17 protein-coding genes are annotated in these 16,423 nt (G+C 67.0%); 9 read left to right on the plus strand and 8 right to left on the minus strand.

Translation table 11 applies throughout. The annotated features are described in order from the left end of the window. Window positions 1-29 precede the first annotated feature (29 nt). From ACO2RV_RS08685 to alr, 3 genes are all read left to right on the plus strand, one after another. A complete protein-coding gene (locus tag ACO2RV_RS08685; RefSeq protein ID WP_423291890.1) occupies window positions 30-1,289 on the plus strand; it encodes a class I SAM-dependent methyltransferase in 1,260 nt (419 codons plus the stop codon). 160 nt (window positions 1,290-1,449) lie between these two features. Continuing rightward, window positions 1,450-2,934: a replicative DNA helicase gene (locus ACO2RV_RS08690; protein WP_423291892.1), complete on the plus strand. Its 1,485-nt coding sequence runs from the start codon at window positions 1,450-1,452 to the stop codon at window positions 2,932-2,934. A gap of 10 nt (window positions 2,935-2,944) precedes the next feature. Continuing rightward, window positions 2,945-4,060 (plus strand): alanine racemase, encoded by a 1,116-nt coding sequence (alr, locus tag ACO2RV_RS08695; protein WP_423291894.1) that lies wholly within the window; start codon window positions 2,945-2,947, stop codon window positions 4,058-4,060. On the opposite strand, the gene ACO2RV_RS08700 is transcribed toward alr, so the two are convergent. After that, window positions 4,039-4,425 (minus strand): hypothetical protein, encoded by a 387-nt coding sequence (locus ACO2RV_RS08700; RefSeq protein ID WP_423291896.1) that lies wholly within the window; start codon window positions 4,423-4,425, stop codon window positions 4,039-4,041. The two genes, alr and ACO2RV_RS08700, sit on opposite strands and share 22 nt — an antisense overlap. A 333-nt stretch (window positions 4,426-4,758) precedes the next feature. Then, window positions 4,759-5,142, minus strand: coding sequence for a hypothetical protein (locus ACO2RV_RS08705; RefSeq protein ID WP_423291898.1), 384 nt, complete (start codon window positions 5,140-5,142; stop codon window positions 4,759-4,761). Between the two features lie 202 nt (window positions 5,143-5,344). On the opposite strand from ACO2RV_RS08705, the gene radA reads away from it, so the two are divergent. From radA to ACO2RV_RS08730, 5 genes are all read left to right on the plus strand, one after another. Next, window positions 5,345-6,769 (plus strand): DNA repair protein RadA, encoded by a 1,425-nt coding sequence (radA, locus tag ACO2RV_RS08710; RefSeq protein WP_423291900.1) that lies wholly within the window; start codon window positions 5,345-5,347, stop codon window positions 6,767-6,769. 108 nt (window positions 6,770-6,877) lie between these two features. Then, window positions 6,878-7,456, plus strand: a complete 579-nt coding sequence (locus tag ACO2RV_RS08715; protein WP_423291902.1) for a CvpA family protein — start codon at window positions 6,878-6,880, stop codon at window positions 7,454-7,456. Between the two features lie 101 nt (window positions 7,457-7,557). Beyond that, on the plus strand, window positions 7,558-9,057 hold the full coding sequence (gene purF / locus ACO2RV_RS08720) for an amidophosphoribosyltransferase (protein ID WP_423291904.1): 1,500 nt from the start codon (window positions 7,558-7,560) through the stop codon (window positions 9,055-9,057). Window positions 9,058-9,085: 28 nt separating this feature from the next. Further along, entirely contained in the window at window positions 9,086-9,502 is a 417-nt protein-coding gene (locus tag ACO2RV_RS08725) for a VOC family protein (protein ID WP_423291906.1), read from the plus strand. Between the two features lie 28 nt (window positions 9,503-9,530). Further along, entirely contained in the window at window positions 9,531-10,301 is a 771-nt protein-coding gene (locus ACO2RV_RS08730; protein WP_423291908.1) for an SDR family NAD(P)-dependent oxidoreductase, read from the plus strand. Here ACO2RV_RS08730 and ACO2RV_RS08735 read toward each other — a convergent pair. The 6 genes from ACO2RV_RS08735 to ACO2RV_RS08760 all read right to left on the minus strand — a co-directional run bounded on the left by ACO2RV_RS08735 (window position 10,276) and on the right by ACO2RV_RS08760 (window position 15,637). Further along, the gene (locus ACO2RV_RS08735; RefSeq protein ID WP_423291910.1) at window positions 10,276-11,211 is read right to left on the minus strand and encodes a DMT family transporter; all 936 of its coding nucleotides are present in this window, start codon (window positions 11,209-11,211) and stop codon (window positions 10,276-10,278) included. The two genes, ACO2RV_RS08730 and ACO2RV_RS08735, sit on opposite strands and share 26 nt — an antisense overlap. A gap of 105 nt (window positions 11,212-11,316) precedes the next feature. Continuing rightward, on the minus strand, window positions 11,317-12,660 hold the full coding sequence (der, locus tag ACO2RV_RS08740) for a ribosome biogenesis GTPase Der (RefSeq protein WP_423291912.1): 1,344 nt from the start codon (window positions 12,658-12,660) through the stop codon (window positions 11,317-11,319). Window positions 12,661-12,682: 22 nt separating this feature from the next. Further along, window positions 12,683-12,988, minus strand: coding sequence for a hypothetical protein (locus tag ACO2RV_RS08745; protein ID WP_423291914.1), 306 nt, complete (start codon window positions 12,986-12,988; stop codon window positions 12,683-12,685). 11 nt (window positions 12,989-12,999) lie between these two features. After that, entirely contained in the window at window positions 13,000-13,710 is a 711-nt protein-coding gene (locus tag ACO2RV_RS08750) for a tetratricopeptide repeat protein (protein ID WP_423291916.1), read from the minus strand. A 489-nt stretch (window positions 13,711-14,199) separates the two neighbouring features. After that, complete coding sequence (gene panB / locus ACO2RV_RS08755) at window positions 14,200-15,021, minus strand: 3-methyl-2-oxobutanoate hydroxymethyltransferase (RefSeq protein ID WP_423291918.1); 822 nt, start codon at window positions 15,019-15,021, stop codon at window positions 14,200-14,202. A 52-nt stretch (window positions 15,022-15,073) separates the two neighbouring features. Then, entirely contained in the window at window positions 15,074-15,637 is a 564-nt protein-coding gene (locus ACO2RV_RS08760) for an NnrU family protein (RefSeq protein ID WP_423291920.1), read from the minus strand. A 217-nt stretch (window positions 15,638-15,854) separates the two neighbouring features. On the opposite strand from ACO2RV_RS08760, the gene ACO2RV_RS08765 reads away from it, so the two are divergent. Beyond that, complete coding sequence (locus ACO2RV_RS08765; protein ID WP_423291922.1) at window positions 15,855-16,403, plus strand: L,D-transpeptidase; 549 nt, start codon at window positions 15,855-15,857, stop codon at window positions 16,401-16,403. Window positions 16,404-16,423 lie beyond the last annotated feature (20 nt).

Genomic DNA, 16,423 nt, shown 5'->3' on the forward strand with positions numbered 1-16,423 from the left:
AGCCGCGGCCGACACCTTGGAGTTGGCCGATGGAACGGTTGCTCTTGCAGGTCATCGGGCGCGTTGTGCGCCATGGCTCCCTGACGATTACTTTTGCCTCAGGCCGGCGCGCCACCTATGGCGACGGCAGCGGATCGCCCCTCGCAATCCGGTTCACCTCCGATGCCTGGCAGCGGCAGGTCGCGCTCGATCCCGAGCTGAAATTCGGTGAAGCCTATATGGATGGCGGCGTCGTCATCGAGCAGGGCGACATCGCCGAGGTTCTCGCCCTGCTCATGGCACAGGTCGGCCTGCAGGTGCCGAGCGTCACCGCCAAGGCATTGATGAAGCTACGTTTCCGGTTCCGGCGTCTCGCCCAGTTCAACCCGCCGGGCAAGGCGAAGGACAATGTCGCCCATCACTATGATCTCGACGGGCGGCTCTATTCGCTCTTCCTCGACGCCGACCGGCAGTATTCCTGCGCCTATTTCGAGCGGCCCGGCCAGTCGCTGGACGACGCCCAGCTGGCCAAGAAGCGCCACATCGCCGCCAAGCTGCTGTTCGACCGCCACGACCTGACCGCACTCGACATCGGCTGCGGCTGGGGCGGCATGGGGCTTTATCTCGGCGAGAATGCCGGCGCGCGGGTGACCGGCGTCACGCTCTCCGAGGAACAGCTCGGCGTCGCCAAATGCCGCGCCGAGGAGAAGGGGCTGAGCGATCGCGTCGAGTTCCGCCTGCAGGACTACCGCGACACACCCGGCCCGTTCGACCGCATCGTCTCGGTCGGCATGTTCGAGCATGTCGGCATCGGCCACTATGAAGAGTATTTCGCCAGGGTCGCGGATCTGCTGAAGGACGACGGCGTGGCGCTGATCCACTCCATCGGCCGCTCGGAGGGGCCGGGTATCACCAATCCCTGGATCGCCAAGTACATCTTCCCCGGCGGCTATATCCCCGCTCTGTCGGAAGTGCTGCCGGCGATCGAGCGGGCGGGGCTGTTCGTCACTGATGTCGAGATTCTGCGCCTGCACTATGCCGAGACGCTCAAAGCGTGGCGCGAGCGCTTCCTCGCCCATCGCGAGGAGGTCGAGCGGCTCTATGACGAGCGCTTCGTGCGGATGTTCGAGTTCTACCTCGCCTCTTCCGAGATGGCGTTCCGCCATCAGGGCATGATGGTGTTCCAGGTGCAGCTCGCCAAGCGCGAGGGCGTGGTGCCGCTAACCCGCAGCTACATCGCCGAGAACGAGGCGGTGCTGAAGAAGGCGGAGAACCGCAATCGTCCGGGCCTTCGCCTCGCCGGCGAGTGACCTAGCGGCAGGCGACCTGATCGGGGCGGAATCGCGTCAAGTGCGATTGTGCTTTCCACAGGCCCTCCACAGGACAAAATAAGGCGTGCGCGATTCGCCCCGGACACGCCTGCCGTGGTGGCGTTAGCTGGTGGCCGACACCTGCGCACCCGGAACAGACATGCTCGATTCCCCTGCCCGCCCGCCGACGGCGACCGAAACGCCCTACCGCAGCGCGCCGCACAATATCGAGGCGGAGCAGGCGCTGCTCGGCGCCATCCTTGTCAACAACGAGGCGTTCTACCGGGTTTCGGACTTCCTCGAGCCGCGCCATTTCTTCGAGCCGATCCATGTCGGCATCTACGAGACCGCCTCCGCGCTCATTCGTGCCGGCAAGGTGGCGACGCCGGTCACGCTGAAGACCTTCCTGCCGGCGGATTTCGACGTAGGCGGCATGAACGCGCCGCAATATCTCGCGCGCCTCGCCGCCGAGGCGACCACGATCATCAACGCCGAGGATTACGGCCGCACCATCTACGACCTGTCGGTGCGCCGCGACCTGATCGCCATTGGCGAGGAGATCGTCAACGAGGCCTACGACGCCGATATCGACGCCACCCCGCAGGACCAGATCGAGGAAGCGGAAAAGCGCCTCTACGAACTTGCCGAGACCGGCCGCTACGATGGCGGGTTCCTCAGCTTCAGCAATGCGCTGAAGGACGCGGTCGACATGGCGAGCCGCGCCTTCCAGCGCGACGGGCATCTGTCGGGCACCGCCACCGGCCTCGACGATCTCGACCAGATGATGGGCGGGCTGCAACCGTCCGACCTCATCATCCTCGCCGGCCGCCCGGCTATGGGAAAGACCTCGCTCGCCACCAACATCGCCTTCAATGTCGCCGCAGCTTACCAGTCCGAGACGCTGCCCGACGGCTCGATCCGGGCGCTCAATGGCGGCGTGGTCGGCTTCTTCTCGCTGGAAATGTCAGCCGAGCAGCTCGCGACCCGTATCCTCGCCGAGCAGGCGGAAATCGCCTCCTACAAGATCCGCCGCGGCGACATCTCCGAACACGAGTTCGACAAGCTCGCCAGTTGCTCGCAGATGATGCAGACGATCCCGCTCTATATCGACGACACCGGCGGCATCTCCATCGCCCAGCTGCGTGCCCGCGCCCGCCGGCTCAAGCGCCAGCGCGGCCTCGACTTCATGGTGGTGGACTATCTCCAGCTCCTGACCGGCTCGTCCAACAAGGCCTCGCAGGGCCGCGTGCAGGAAATCACCGAAATCACCACCGGCCTCAAGGCGCTGGCGAAGGAGCTCGGCGTGCCGATCATGGCGCTGTCCCAGCTCTCGCGTCAGGTCGAGAGTCGCGACGACAAGCGTCCGCAATTGTCCGATCTTCGCGAATCCGGCTCGATCGAGCAGGATGCCGACGTCGTCATGTTCGTGTTCCGCGAGGAATATTACCTCAAGGGCCGCGAGCCGAAGGAAGGCAGCGAGGAATGGTTCAAGTGGGACCAGGACATGAAGGCGGCACAGGGCATCGCCGAGGTGATTATCGGCAAGCAGCGCCACGGCCCCACCGGCACGGTGAAGGTCGCCTTCGAGGCGCAGTACACGCGCTTCTCCAATCTGGTCCAGCAGGACCGTATGCCCGAGCACTGAGTGGCCCTTCGTGACCCACGACCTTGTCCCACCGCCTGAGGCCGGCGGCGTTCTCACCATCGATCTGGCCGCGCTGCGCGCCAATTACCAGGAACTGGCCCGCCGCGTCGCGCCGGCCGTCTGCGCCGGCGTGGTCAAGGGCGACGGCTATGGGATAGGCCTGGTACAGGCCGCCACGGCGCTGTGGCAGGCCGGCGCGCGCAGCTTCTTCGTCGCACTGCTGAGCGAGGCGCGCAGCCTGCGCGAGGTGCTTCCCGAGGCCGAGATCTTCGTGCTCAACGGGCTGTTCGCGGGCACCGAGCCAACCTATCGCGACCTCGCGCTCCGGCCCGTGCTCGGCTCCGTGCCGGAGATCGAGCGCTGGCGCGACTTCTGCGCGAGCATCGGGCAAGCGCTTCCGGCGGCGCTGCATGTCGACACCGGCATGAACCGGCTCGGCGTCTCGCCCACGGAGGCGATCAACATCGCGGAAGGGCGCGACGAGCTCGGCTTTCCGCTCGTGCTCGTCATGAGCCACCTCGCCTGCGCCGACGAGCCGGACCATCCGCTCACGGCGCAGCAGCTGGAAGACTTCCGCGCGGTCGCGGCGCTGTTCCCCGATGTGCGGGCCTCGCTGTCCAATTCCGCCGGCGCCGTCAGCGATCCGGCGCTGCATTTCGACCTGGTGCGCCCCGGCATCGCGCTTTATGGCGGCCGCCCACGCGCCGATATCGCCCCGCTGCGGCCGGTGGTCCGGCTCGATCTGCGCATCGTGCAGATCCGCAACGTGCATGAGGGGCAGACTGTCGGCTATGGAGGCGCCCACACTGCGCTGCGGCCGAGCCGCATCGCCATCCTCTCGGCGGGCTATGCGGACGGCATTCCCCGGCTTGCCGGCGCGTCGGACCTGCGGCCCGGCGCCGAGGCGGTGGTCGGCGGGCATCGCTGCCCGCTGATCGGGCGTATCTCGATGGATCTGCTGGCGGTCGACATCACCGACGTGCCGGAATTCGCGGTCGAGGCCGGCGGCTTCGCCACGCTGCTCGGCGAGGGGCTGGGCCTTGACGACCTCGCGCGCCACTCGCACACCATCGATTACGAGATCCTGACCTCGCTTGGCCGCCGTTATCTGCGCCGCTGGACGTAGTGGCTACGCATCGGCGTGCCGGTCTGCCGGAATTCGCGCAGTCCGGTCCGCAGGGCTTCGGCCACCTCCTCGCCGTTTTCCAGCCAGGACGAGATGACGCGGGCGCGGCCACCGGCATAGGCGATGTCGACCCGCGACACGGTGCCGGAATTCTCTCCGGCGCCCTTGCGCGCCAGCAGGCTCTGCACATCGGCCCAGGGTATTTCCCGTCCCGAGCGAAGCAAGATCCCGTTCCCGTCAACTTTGTATACAAAGGACCGACGCCAGATCCAGAGGATGATGCTACCGACGCCGAAGGTGATCGGTATCATAATAAGAAAATAAAACAGGAAGCGCCCGTTAGACCTAGCAACGACCTGATTCATGGAATGCGCCTCGCGCCCGGATCGGCCGATCGAAACGACCATCGTACTTTGTTGTTGGCATTATGTACTCACCGCACCTCGATGCCAAATGGTACATCATGTCTTACGTATCGGAGCGCGCACGAACGTAACTCCGACATTTATTCTTCTGTATTAGTTCGATTTTCGTTGTTCTTTTTGCCGATCTGTACGCTCTGTTGTCACGCTCCGGTGACGCCTGACGCGGACATCATCTGTGGCGTGGACGGGCTTGGCAGGCAGGTCATGAGGAAACGTGACCTGGCAGAAGACGAACACCACCGCGACGCATGTCCTCTCCTGCGGATGTCGCCATCAGTGCCTGGGAATGCGGTTGACGCGCATCTTTCCCCCCAACGGCCTCGCCTGACGCATATTGTGCTGGAGCACGCGCAGCAGTTCTTCTCCGTTCATGAACCAGCGCGGCAGGATCGTCGCAGTGCCGTCGGCGAACACGATATCGATCCGGGATGTCTTGGACGCGGTGTTCCCCTGCCGCTTGCGCATGTTGTACCTTTGGACCGCGTTCCAGGACTCGACGCGGCCCGACCACAGAACGATGCCCCTCGCATCGATGCTGTAGACGAAGGAGCGCCGCCAAAACCACAGCAGCAGACTGCCTACGCCCAGGGTACAGGGCAGCAGGATCAGGCAACACAACAGGAAGCGCCGATTCGGGCGTGCAACGACCAGCTTCATGGATCTCAACATGCGACGCCCTCTGTACCCGCCCATGCACGGGGCGCCGCCTTCGCCGATCGGTATGATGATGCGCAGAATATTGCAATGCGAAGGAATACGTATTCGAACTCATATCGTAGGAATTACTTGATAATGATTCAAAAGACCTAGCCTACAATTTTATTTCGATTTAGTTTCAATTTTTATTCTGGACGAGATCATGGCCAAGCGCCCCGCCTCCTTCATCTGTCAGATCTGCGGCGCCGCACACACGCGCTGGCAGGGCAAATGCGAATCTTGCGGCGCCTGGAACTCCATCGCCGAGGAAGCTACCGCCTCTGACGCCGTGCCCGCGACGCTGCGCGGTGGGCGCCGGGGACGGCTGATCGCGCTGGAAAGCCTCGCCGGCACGTCCGAGGATGCGCCGCGCGTACGCGTCGGCATTTCGGAATTCGACCGCGTGGCCGGCGGCGGTCTGGTGCCGGGCTCGGTGCTGCTCATCGGCGGCGATCCCGGCATCGGCAAGTCGACCCTGCTCATCCAGGCCTCGGCCGCGCTCGCCGAGGCGGGCCATCGCGTCATCTATGTCTCGGGCGAGGAGGCGGTGGCGCAGGTGCGCCTGCGCGCCGAGCGGCTCGGCCTGTCCGGCGCCCCGGTCGAGCTCGCCGCCGAGACCAATGTCGAGGACATCGTCGCCACCCTCGCGGAGGGGCGGCGGCCCGTGCTGGTGGTGATCGATTCGATCCAGACGATGTGGACCGACGCGGTGGAATCCGCGCCCGGCACGGTCACGCAGGTGCGCTCCTCGGCGCAGACCCTGATCCGCTACGCCAAGCGCGCCGGCGCCGCCGTCATCCTGGTCGGGCATGTCACCAAGGACGGCCAGATCGCCGGCCCGCGCGTGGTCGAGCACATGGTCGATGCCGTACTGTCTTTCGAGGGCGACGGCGCGCACCATTTCCGCATCCTGCGGGCGCAGAAGAACCGCTTCGGGCCGACCGACGAGATCGGCGTGTTCGAGATGACCGGCCTCGGCCTCGCCGAGGTGGCGAACCCGTCCGAGCTGTTCCTGTCGAATCGCGACCGCGGCGCGCCGGGTACCGCCGTCTATGCCGGCATGGAGGGCACGCGTCCGGTACTGGTGGAATTGCAGGCGCTCGTCGTGCCGACCAGCCTCGGCACGCCGCGCCGCGCCGTGGTCGGCTGGGATCCCGCGCGATTGTCCATGGTGCTGGCGGTGCTGGAAGCGCGCTGCGGCGTGAAGCTCGGCGCGCATGACGTGCATCTCAACGTCGCCGGCGGCTTCCGCATTACCGAGCCGGCCGCCGATCTGGCGGTCGCCGCCGCGCTGGTCTCCTCGCTGTCGGGCGCGGTGCTGCCCCCGGACAGCGTGTATTTCGGCGAGATCAGCCTCACCGGCGCGGTGCGCCCGGTGCCGCACTCGGTGGCGCGACTGAAGGAAGCGGCCAAGCTCGGCTTCGTCCGCGCCGTGGCGCCGGCAGCCAAGGCCGCCGCCAAGGAGCCTCCGGAAACCCCGCTCCCGGTCGAGACCGTCGGCTCTCTTGGGGATATCGTCGCCTCGATCGCCGCGCGCGGGCCGCGCAGACCTGCGCGCGAGCGTGAACAGGGATACCAAGAGGGATGACGGCCCGCCCCGGCCGCGCTATACCTCGCGCGGCCCTCGCTCGGGCGAGATGCTTGCGGATTCGCCGCTCTTCCCTTGGAAGGCTGCAATGGTCACGGTGCGATAGACTTGACGCTGCTCGACATCATTCTCATCGCCGTGATGGTGATTTCCGGCCTTCTCGCAATGGTGCGCGGTCTCGTCCGGGAGATTTTCGCCATTGCCTCCTGGGTTATCGCCGCGGGCGTGACGCTTTATGCGTATCCGCTGCTGCTGCCCTACGCGAAGCAGCACATCACCAACGATACCTTCGCCATGGCGGCGACGGTCGGCGGCGTGTTCCTGCTGACATTGCTGATCGTCTCGATCATCACGGTCCGCATCTCGGACCTGGTGCTCGACAGCCGCATCGGCGCGCTCGACCGCACGCTGGGCTTCCTGTTCGGCCTCGCACGCGGATTCCTCATAATGGTGGTCGCCTATCTGTTCTTCAACTGGCTGGTCCAGAATGAACAGGGCCAGCCGGAATGGATTCGCGACGCGCGCTCCAAGGTGGTCTTGCAAAGCGCGGGCGACTGGCTCATTTCCGTGTTGCCGGAAGATCCCGAGAGCCTGATACGCGATATTCGCAACTCGCGGGATACGGAGCCGACCGAGCCGCCGCCCGAACCGTTCAATCCGGGTCCGGCTGCTCCGTCGACGCCATAATTCGACCGCGTGTTCGGGACACAGCGTTTCGACGACGTGCGTTGCAGGTCAGCTTGGGAAGCGGCGCAGCCTTGAACTGCGTAGAGCGGAGCGATGGTCACATGACCAATTTTGCCGTTGATGGCGTGGTGCCGAAATCGGTCGAAGCGAACGATTTCTACGATGATTACGGCGACACGCTGCGCGAGGAGTGCGGCGTGTTCGGCATTTACGGGCACCCCGATGCCGCCGCCATCACCGCGCTGGGATTGCACGCGCTGCAGCATCGCGGACAGGAAGCCGCCGGCATAACCACTTATGACGGCCAGCGTTTTCACTCCGAGCGCCGCCTCGGCCTGGTCAGCGACGCCTTCTCCGACGGCGAAGCCATCAAGCGGCTTCCAGGCCATATCGCCGTCGGCCATGTCCGCTATTCCACCACCGGCGAGACCATCCTGCGCAACGTCCAGCCACTGTTTGCCGAACTCGACGGCGGCGGCTTCGCCATCGCCCATAACGGCAACCTGACCAACGGCCTGACCCTGCGCCGGCAGATCGTGCGCGACGGCGCCATCTGCCAGTCGACCTCCGATACCGAGGTGGTGCTCCACCTCGTCGCCCGCTCCAAGCGCCCGCGCTTCACCGAGCGTTTCGTCGATGCGCTACGTGCCATCGAGGGCGCCTATGCCTTCGTCGGCCTCACCAACAAGAAGCTGGTGGGCGCGCGCGATCCGCTCGGCATCCGCCCGCTGGTGCTGGGCGAGCTTGACGGACACCCGATCCTCACCTCCGAGACCTGCGCGCTCGACATAATTGGTGCGCGTCACGTGCGTGACATCGAGCCGGGCGAAGTCATCGTGTTCTCCTCCGACAAGGTGGAGACGCTGCGCCCCTTCGGCACCGTGCGCCCGCGCCCCTGCATCTTCGAGTACATCTATTTCGCCCGGCCGGACTCGGTGGTGGGCGGGCACTCTGTCTATCAGGTGCGCAAGAACATGGGCTTCCAGCTCGCCGCCGAGGCCCCGGCCGATGCCGACCTCGTGGTGCCGGTGCCCGATTCCGGCGTGCCGGCGGCCATCGGCTACTCGCAGGCTTCCGGCCTGCCCTATGAGCTTGGCATCATCCGCAACCACTATGTCGGCCGTACCTTCATCCAGCCGACCCAGTCGGTGCGCGATCAGGGCGTGCGCATGAAGCACTCCGCCAACCGCGCCGTGGTCGAGGGCAAGCGCATCGTGTTGATCGACGACAGCCTCGTGCGCGGCACGACGTCGGTGAAGATCGTGCGCATGATGCGCGAGGCCGGCGCCCGCGAGGTGCATTTCCGCATCTCCTCGCCGCCGATCACCCACCCCGACTATTACGGCATCGACACGCCGGACCGCGACAAGCTGCTCGCCGCCACGCACGACCTCGAAGGCATGCGCCGCTATATCGGCGCCGACAGCCTCGCCTTCCTCTCCATCGACGGCATCTACAAGTCGATGGGCTATGCGGGCCGCGACCCGGTGCACCCGCAATTCACCGACCACTGCTTCACCGGCGAATACCCCACCCCGCTCACCGACCGTACCGGCGAGGTCGCGCCGCGCCAGCTTTCGCTGCTGGCCGAAGCGAGCTGAGGCACGAGGAAACGAGGCGCGCGCGGCGATGGTGGAGCTCAACGAGTGGCATAGGGGCCGGCTGATCGACCACATTCAGCTCGTGGTGGCTGATCTTCCCGCCTGCCGCCGCTTCTACGGCGCCATCCTTGAGGTGCTCGGCGTGCCGCTGGTCGATGGCGAGGGCTATTTCTTCGCCGACGAGCTTTTCGTCTCCGCCGGCGAGCCGACCACCGGGCGTACCCATCTCGCCTTCCAGGCGCCGGACGAGAAAACCGTCCAGCGCTTCCACGCCGCGGCGCTGCTGGCCGGCGGACGCGACAATGGCGCGCCGGGACTGCGCGACTACCACCCCGGCTATTATGCCGCCTTCGTGCTCGACCCCGAGGGCAATAACATCGAAGCGGTCTATCACGGGCCGGCGAAGCGCTCCGCACCCTCGGTGGTGCTGACGGACGCCTCATAAGCTTCGAGAGACACCAGGGAACACGCCAATGCCGGACATTTCCGCGCCGAACCTTGCTGCTCGTCCGCTCGCGGGCCGCTACGCCCTCGTCACCGGCGCGACGCGCGGCATCGGCCAGGCGACCGCCCTCGCCCTCGCCGAGGCCGGCGCGCATGTCATCGCCATCGGCCGCACCTCCGGCGCGCTCGAGGAACTCGACGACGCCATCGTCCAGCTCGGCTCCACCGCCACGCTGGTGCCGCTCGATCTCAAGGATTCGCCCGCCATCGACCGCCTCGGCGGCGCGATCTACGAGCGCTTCGGCCGCCTCGACATCTTCATCGGCAATGCCGGCGTGCTCGGCCCGATGACGCCGCTGGCTCAGGTCGAGCCGAAGGAGTGGGACGACGCACTGGCGGTGAACCTCACCGCCAACTGGCGCCTGGTGCGCTCGCTCGATCCGCTGCTACGCGTCTCCACCGCCGGCCGCGCGGTGCTGATCTCCTCGGGCGCCGCGCACAAGGCGCGCGCCTTCTGGGGCACCTATGCCATCACCAAGGCAGGGCTGGAGATGCTGGCCCGCACCTGGGCCAACGAGGTCGCCAACATATCGAATCTGCGGGTCAACGTGCTCAATCCGGGCCCGACCCGCACGCGCATGCGCGCCAAGGCGTTTCCCGGCGAGGATCCCGATACGCTGCCGGCGCCCGAGGACATTGCCGCCGCCATTGTCGGGCTGTGCCTGCCGGATTTCGACGAGACCGGAAAGCTCTACGACTTCCCCAGCCGCACTCTCAAGGCGTTCCCGGTTCCGGCATGATCCGGCGGCGGGAGAAGATCGCCACCGCCACCACGACGCCGACCAGCTGAAGCAGCGTGCCCACCGCCTCAGGAGCGGTCGGCAGGCGCTGCTCATAGCCAAGGCCATAGACGAGGCCGAACACCGTCTCCGCCACGATAAGCTGGGCGGAAAGCGCCATGGGCAGGCGCTCGGAGGCCACCACCCAGCCATAGGTTCCCAGCCAGGACACCACGGCGCCCATCGCCACCGCCCAGATGAGGAAGCGCTGCGTGGCCGCGCTGTCGACGTCCAGCATGGCCGGGCCGCCGGAGAGCAGCGGCACCAGCACCAGCGCCAGCGCCCCACAGCCGAGCCCCTGAAGGCCCGTCCAGCGCAGTGCGTCCGGCGCATCGGCCCCGCGCATCACCATCGCGTTCACGAGGCCATAGGCGACCCAGACCATGAGCGCCACCACCGAGAGCCCGACGCCGACGAGAATGGCACCGGCTTCATTGGGGTGGGCTTCCTGCAGGCTCGCCACATTGACCACGCCGAGGCCGGCCACGATGAGCGCCAGCGGCCAGGCGAGGCGCCGCCATGGCAGGGAACGCTCATGCAGATTGGCGACGATGGCGAGCAGCACCGGCGCGGTCCCGGCGATCAGCGGCGGCAGGACCGGGCCGGCAAGCAGCACGGCGTAGGAGATGGCGAGGAAATAGCCGAACGTGCCGAAGGCGCCGAGCAGCAGCCCGGTGCCCAGCATGCGCCGCGACAGGCCGGTGGGACGGAAATGCGGGCTGACCATCAGCGCCACGCTCACCAGCCCGAAGATCAGATAGCGCAGCACCGAGAGATCGAAGGCGGAGAAGGGCAGGACGGCGCGCGGGGCAATGAAGGTGAGCCCCCACAAGGCCCCGGTCATGAGGCCCGCAAGAATGCCGATGAGCATGGCGACAACCGATGAGGCGCCCGCGCCGAAGCGCGCGTCGCCGGATACAGGATGAGGAAGGTGCGCCGCCAGTAGGCGTCGCGGAGGGAAGCCCCAGTATAGGAGCTACTCCTTCTCCGCGTAAGGATTATCCTTCTCGCGCAGCGTCAGGCGGATCGGCACGCCGGGCAGGTCGAAGCTGGTGCGCAGATTGTTCACGAGGTAGCGCACATAGCTCTCCGGCACCGCATCCGCGCGCGAGCAGAACAGCACGAAGCTCGGCGGGCGGGCCTTGGGCTGGGTGATGTAGCGCAGCTTGATGCGACGGCCCGACACCGCCGGTGGCGGATGCTCGCTGGTCACTTCGCCGAGCCAGCGGTTCAGCGGGTTGGTCGCCACGCGGCGGTTCCACACCTCGTGCACCTGGGCGATGGCGCGCACCAGCCGGTCGAGCCCCTCGCCCGTCAGACCGGAGACCAGCACGACGGGGGCGCCCTTCACCTGCGGCAGCGAATGATCGGCATCCTCGCGCATGCGGGTGACGAAACCCTGCTGGTCCTTGACGAGGTCCGACTTGGAGATCGCCAGCACCACCGCCCGGCCCTCGCGCTCGACGAGGTCGGCGATGCGCAGGTCCTGTTCCTCGAAGGGATGGGTGGCGTCCATCAGCACCACCACCACCTCGGCGAAGCGCGCGGCGCGCAGGCCGTCGGCGACGGAGAGCTTCTCCAGCTTGTCGTCAATGCGGGCGCGCTTGCGCATACCCGCCGTGTCGAACACGCGCAGTTCCACGCCATGGCGCTCGACATCGACGGCGATGGAATCGCGGGTGATGCCGGCTTCCGGGCCGGTCAGCAGCCGGTCCTCGCCGAGCAGCGCGTTGATCAGCGTCGACTTGCCGGCATTGGGGCGGCCCAGCACCGCGACACGGATGCGCCGCCCGCCCTCATCGTCGAGGTCCGCCTCATCCCCGTCGTCGGGGACGAACTCGGCGAGCGCGCGGACCAGGTCGCCCATGCCGTCGCCATGCTCGGCGGAAAGCTCGACCGGCGTACCGAGGCCGAGCGAATAGGCATCCAGAGTACCGCCTTCGGAGCCGCGCGCCTCGGCCTTGTTGGCGACGAGAATGGTGTGCTTGCCGGAGCGGCGCGCGAGCTGGGCGAAGGCCCGGTCGCTCGGCGTGATGCCGGCCTTGGCATCGATCATGAACAGCAGCACGTCGGCGTCGTCGATCGCCGCCTCGGTCTGCGCCCGCATGCGGCCTTCGAGCGATTCGGCCTTGGCCTCCTCGAGACCCGCCGTGTCGATGACGCGGAAACTGAGATGGCCCAGCCGCCCCTCGCCCTCGCGCCGGTCGCGGGTCACGCCGGGGCGGTCGTCGACCAGCGCGAGGCGCTTGCCGACGAGGCGGTTGAACAGCGTCGACTTGCCGACATTGGGCCGGCCGACGATGGCGACGGTGATGGTCATGAAATCTGCGCCCCCGCGCCGCTCACTGCGGCGTCAGCGGCGCGGCGCGCGACGTCGTGCCGGTGGCAGCCGTGCTCCCCGCCTGCACCGGCTCTTCGGCCGGCATCTGGTACTTGGCGGAATTGGCCGGCTGCGGTGGCTCGGCATTGTAGTCGACGCCGGGCACGCCTTCGGGGAACACGGCCTGCCGCGCACCCGGCAGCTTCTTTTCCTTCTCGGCGAAGGGATTCATCTGATCCAGCGTCTCGCAGCCGGCGGTCGCCAGGACGAGGCCGAGCACGGGCAGCATCAGCATGGTGCGGCGCAGCCGGCGGGTGGACGGGCTCATGGATGCCTCCCTCACTGGACCGCCGGCGCCGCCGTGGCGGGCGCGGCCTCGCTGGCAGCCGCAGCCGGGGCGGCGGGAGCCTGCGCGCTGGCCAGCGTGCGCAGCAGTTCCGCGCGCTGGCGCAGGCCCGGCGGGGTCTGGCCGTCATTCAGGATCGACGTGAAGCTGTCGGCGGCAGCCTTGAAGTCGCCGGCCTTGTACTGGGCAAGGCCGATGATCTCGCGCGCCGAGAAGCGGAAGGCGCCTTCGGGCGTGTCGAGCGGCTTCATCCGCTGTTCGATCTCGGCAAGCGGCGCCGTATCCACCATCAGGAGGCCGGCGCGGACGCTGGCGGCATCCTGCATCAGCGGACCGATGCTCGCATCGGTCGCGAGCGCGTCATAGGCGGCGATGGCTGCCTTCGGATCGGTGGCGGCGAGTTCGGTCGCGGCGCGGAAGCGCGCCAGCGTGCGGTAGCCGCGCGGCGCGTCCTTGGCGATCTCGGCGAAGGCCGCCTCGGCTTCCGCGGTCTTGCCCTGCGCGGCGAGTTGCAAGGCCGCCTCGAAGCGCGCGCCGGCCGCCTGATCCTGCTGCAGCTTCCACCACTCATAGCCGCGCCAGCCAGCGACGCCGACGACGATCAGCACCGCGAGCGCGATGAGGTAGATGCCGTAGCGGCTCCACAGGCGGCGGAACCGCTCGCGACGCAGGTCCTCGTCGATCTCGTGGAAAATGTCAGCCATGGAAGGTCCGTTGGGAAAGCGTCGGGCAAAGAGCGGGGCGGCGCCGCACGCGCAGAGCGCGCGGCGGTATCGGAAAGGCGCGTAAACTAGCGATGCGGCCTCAACAAGGCAAATCGGCCGGCAGCACCGCCACGCTAGATGGGTTGAGCACAGACCCGGCCCGTAAGTTTATCGAAGGGTGGGCTATCCCAATCATCAGCGTGCATAGCGAATGGGAGACGCTCGTGTTCCTCCAACGTAATGCAAATCAACTCGCCGGCCGGACTACGAACGACAGAATGCTTCGCAAAAATAGTCGGCGCCTGTCGGAGCCAGCCTCCGACAGCAGTGTAATCGGGATTCAATTCAACAAAGCGCCGAACGTTCTCGTGGCATTTGTTTTTCTCGGAGATAAAACCACGCAGCTCCGCCTTTGTCGCAATCCTGATAGCGCCGAAGTGAGCATTGCGAAGGGCGTGGGTTAATTCGGGGGACGCCAACATACCCCCCTCACCCCTTCTTCGGGGCGTAGACATGCTCCGGGCCGGGGAAGCTGCGCGCGCGCACTTCACTGGCGTAGGACTCCACCGCCGCGCCGATGGCGGGGCCGATATCGGCGAACTTCTTCACGAAGCGCGGCACCCGGTCGGACAGGCCGAGCATGTCCTCCAGCACCAGGATCTGTCCGTCGCAGGCGACCGAGCCGCCAATGCCGATGGTCGGCGGCGCCACTTCCTGCGTGATCTGGCGGGCCAGCGGCTCGCTGATCGCCTCCAGCACGATGGAGAACGCGCCGGCATCGGCGATGGCGCGAGCGTCGTCGAGAATGAGCGCCGCGCTCGCCTCGTCACGGCCCAGCGCCTTGAACGAGCCGAGCGTGTTGATCGCCTGCGGCGTCAGCCCGACATGGCCCATCACCGGCACGCCGCGATCGGCGAGGAAGCGCACGGTCTCCGCCATGCGGCGCCCGCCTTCCAGCTTGATGGCGCCGGCGCCGGTTTCCTTTAGCACACGCGAGGCGGTGGCGAAGGCCTGCTGCGGCGAGCCCTCATAGGAGCCGAAGGGCAGGTCGACCACCACCAGCGCGCGCGACGAGCCGCGCATCACCGCCTGCCCCTGCAGGATCATCATCTCCACCGTCACCGGCACGGTAGTCTCCATGCCGTGCATCACCATGCCGAGCGAATCGCCCACCAGCATGAAGTCGACATGCGGGTCGATGAGGCGGGCGGTATGGGCGTGATAGGCCGTGAGCGAGACGATCGGCTCGCCGCCCTTCTTCGCGCGGATATCCGGAGCGGTGAGGCGGCGAACGGCGGACTGGACGGACATGTTGGACGGCTTCCTCTTGTTTTCGCTGGGCTTTTTCAGCCCATACCGGCGCTCACATCACCGGCACACCCACGATGTAGGGGTGGACCCAGAACGCGAGGACGGCATAAAGCACGACACCGCCGACCACCGCAACGAGGTCCCCGCCCCAGCCCTTGGGCGCGGCCGGCACCGGCGCGCCGCGCTTCTTGGCGAGGATGCGCAGCACTACCGCCATGGCGAGAATGCCCACGGCGAGCGTCACCGTCGCGGCGTCGCCATTGGCAAGAAGATGTGCCAGCGCCCAGGTCTTGATGGCGACCAGGAAGGGAAACTTCAGCACCGCCTTGATATGGCTCGGCACCAGTGCGGCCACCGCAGCGATGGAAGCGATCAGCATCAAGAGCAGTGCGATGTGGCGCAGCGCGACCGGCGGATCGTAAAGCTGCACCGGACCTTCCGCGCGCCACTGGCCGAAGCCATAGGCGATCAGCAGGACGCCCACCGTAGCGAGGACGGCGTGGATGGCGCGATAGGTTGTGGTGCCGAGTTGCTGGCCCACCGCCCCGGCCTTGCGGCGCGCCGCGAAGACATGGATGGCGACGAACAGCACGAGGCCGACGAGCATCAGGATCATGTGAGCGCTCCCAGGATCGATTCCGGCGTGACGCTAGAGCGTTTCCAAACCCCGCGCCATGTACCTTTGTGCGATGTGACACCGTGCCGGGGGACAGCGGCGGGGCACCGGCGCGGCACGGATGTAAACCATAAAGTGCGACGCCCCTGCCGCTCGCGCTGCGAGCGTGCAATTATTTCATTTCTCGAACGACTTCCCCCGAGGAGGAGCAATCGGGATGAGCGGGTTACGCGCCGTCCTTGCCTGTGCCACGAGCGTCCGCCTTGCCTGCGCCGGCATTGCGCTCATGCTTCTTGCACTGCCCGCCTCGGCCCGAACGCAGGGCGTAGTCGGCGCGACCACTCCCGCCCCTTCCGTGGTCACGGCCGCTGTCGGCGCCCCTTCGGCATTCGCCGGCGCGCCCGCCACCTCGCTGGTGGTGCATATCGACCTCTCCGGCCAGAGGATGGAAGTGTGGGTGGATGGCTGGCGGCGCTATTCCTGGCCGATCTCCACCGCGCGCAAGGGCTACCGCACGCCGGTCGGCAGCTTCCGGCCGTACCGGATGCACCGGCGCTATTTCTCCCGCAAATACGACAACGCGCCGATGCCCCACGCGATCTTCTTCACCGGCGGCTATGCCATTCACGGCACCACGGATCTGCGCCGGCTGGGGCGCCCCGCCTCGCATGGCTGCGTCCGCCTCCATCCCGCCAACGCTGCGGCGCTGTTCGCGCTTGTCAACGAGGCCGGACGAGGCAATACCCAGATCGTCATAACCCGTTGAACGCGGCGCTATCCCCTGTG

It is taken from the genome of Ancylobacter sp. VNQ12 (assembly GCF_049445835.1).
In the GTDB taxonomy this organism is placed as follows: domain Bacteria; phylum Pseudomonadota; class Alphaproteobacteria; order Rhizobiales; family Xanthobacteraceae; genus Ancylobacter.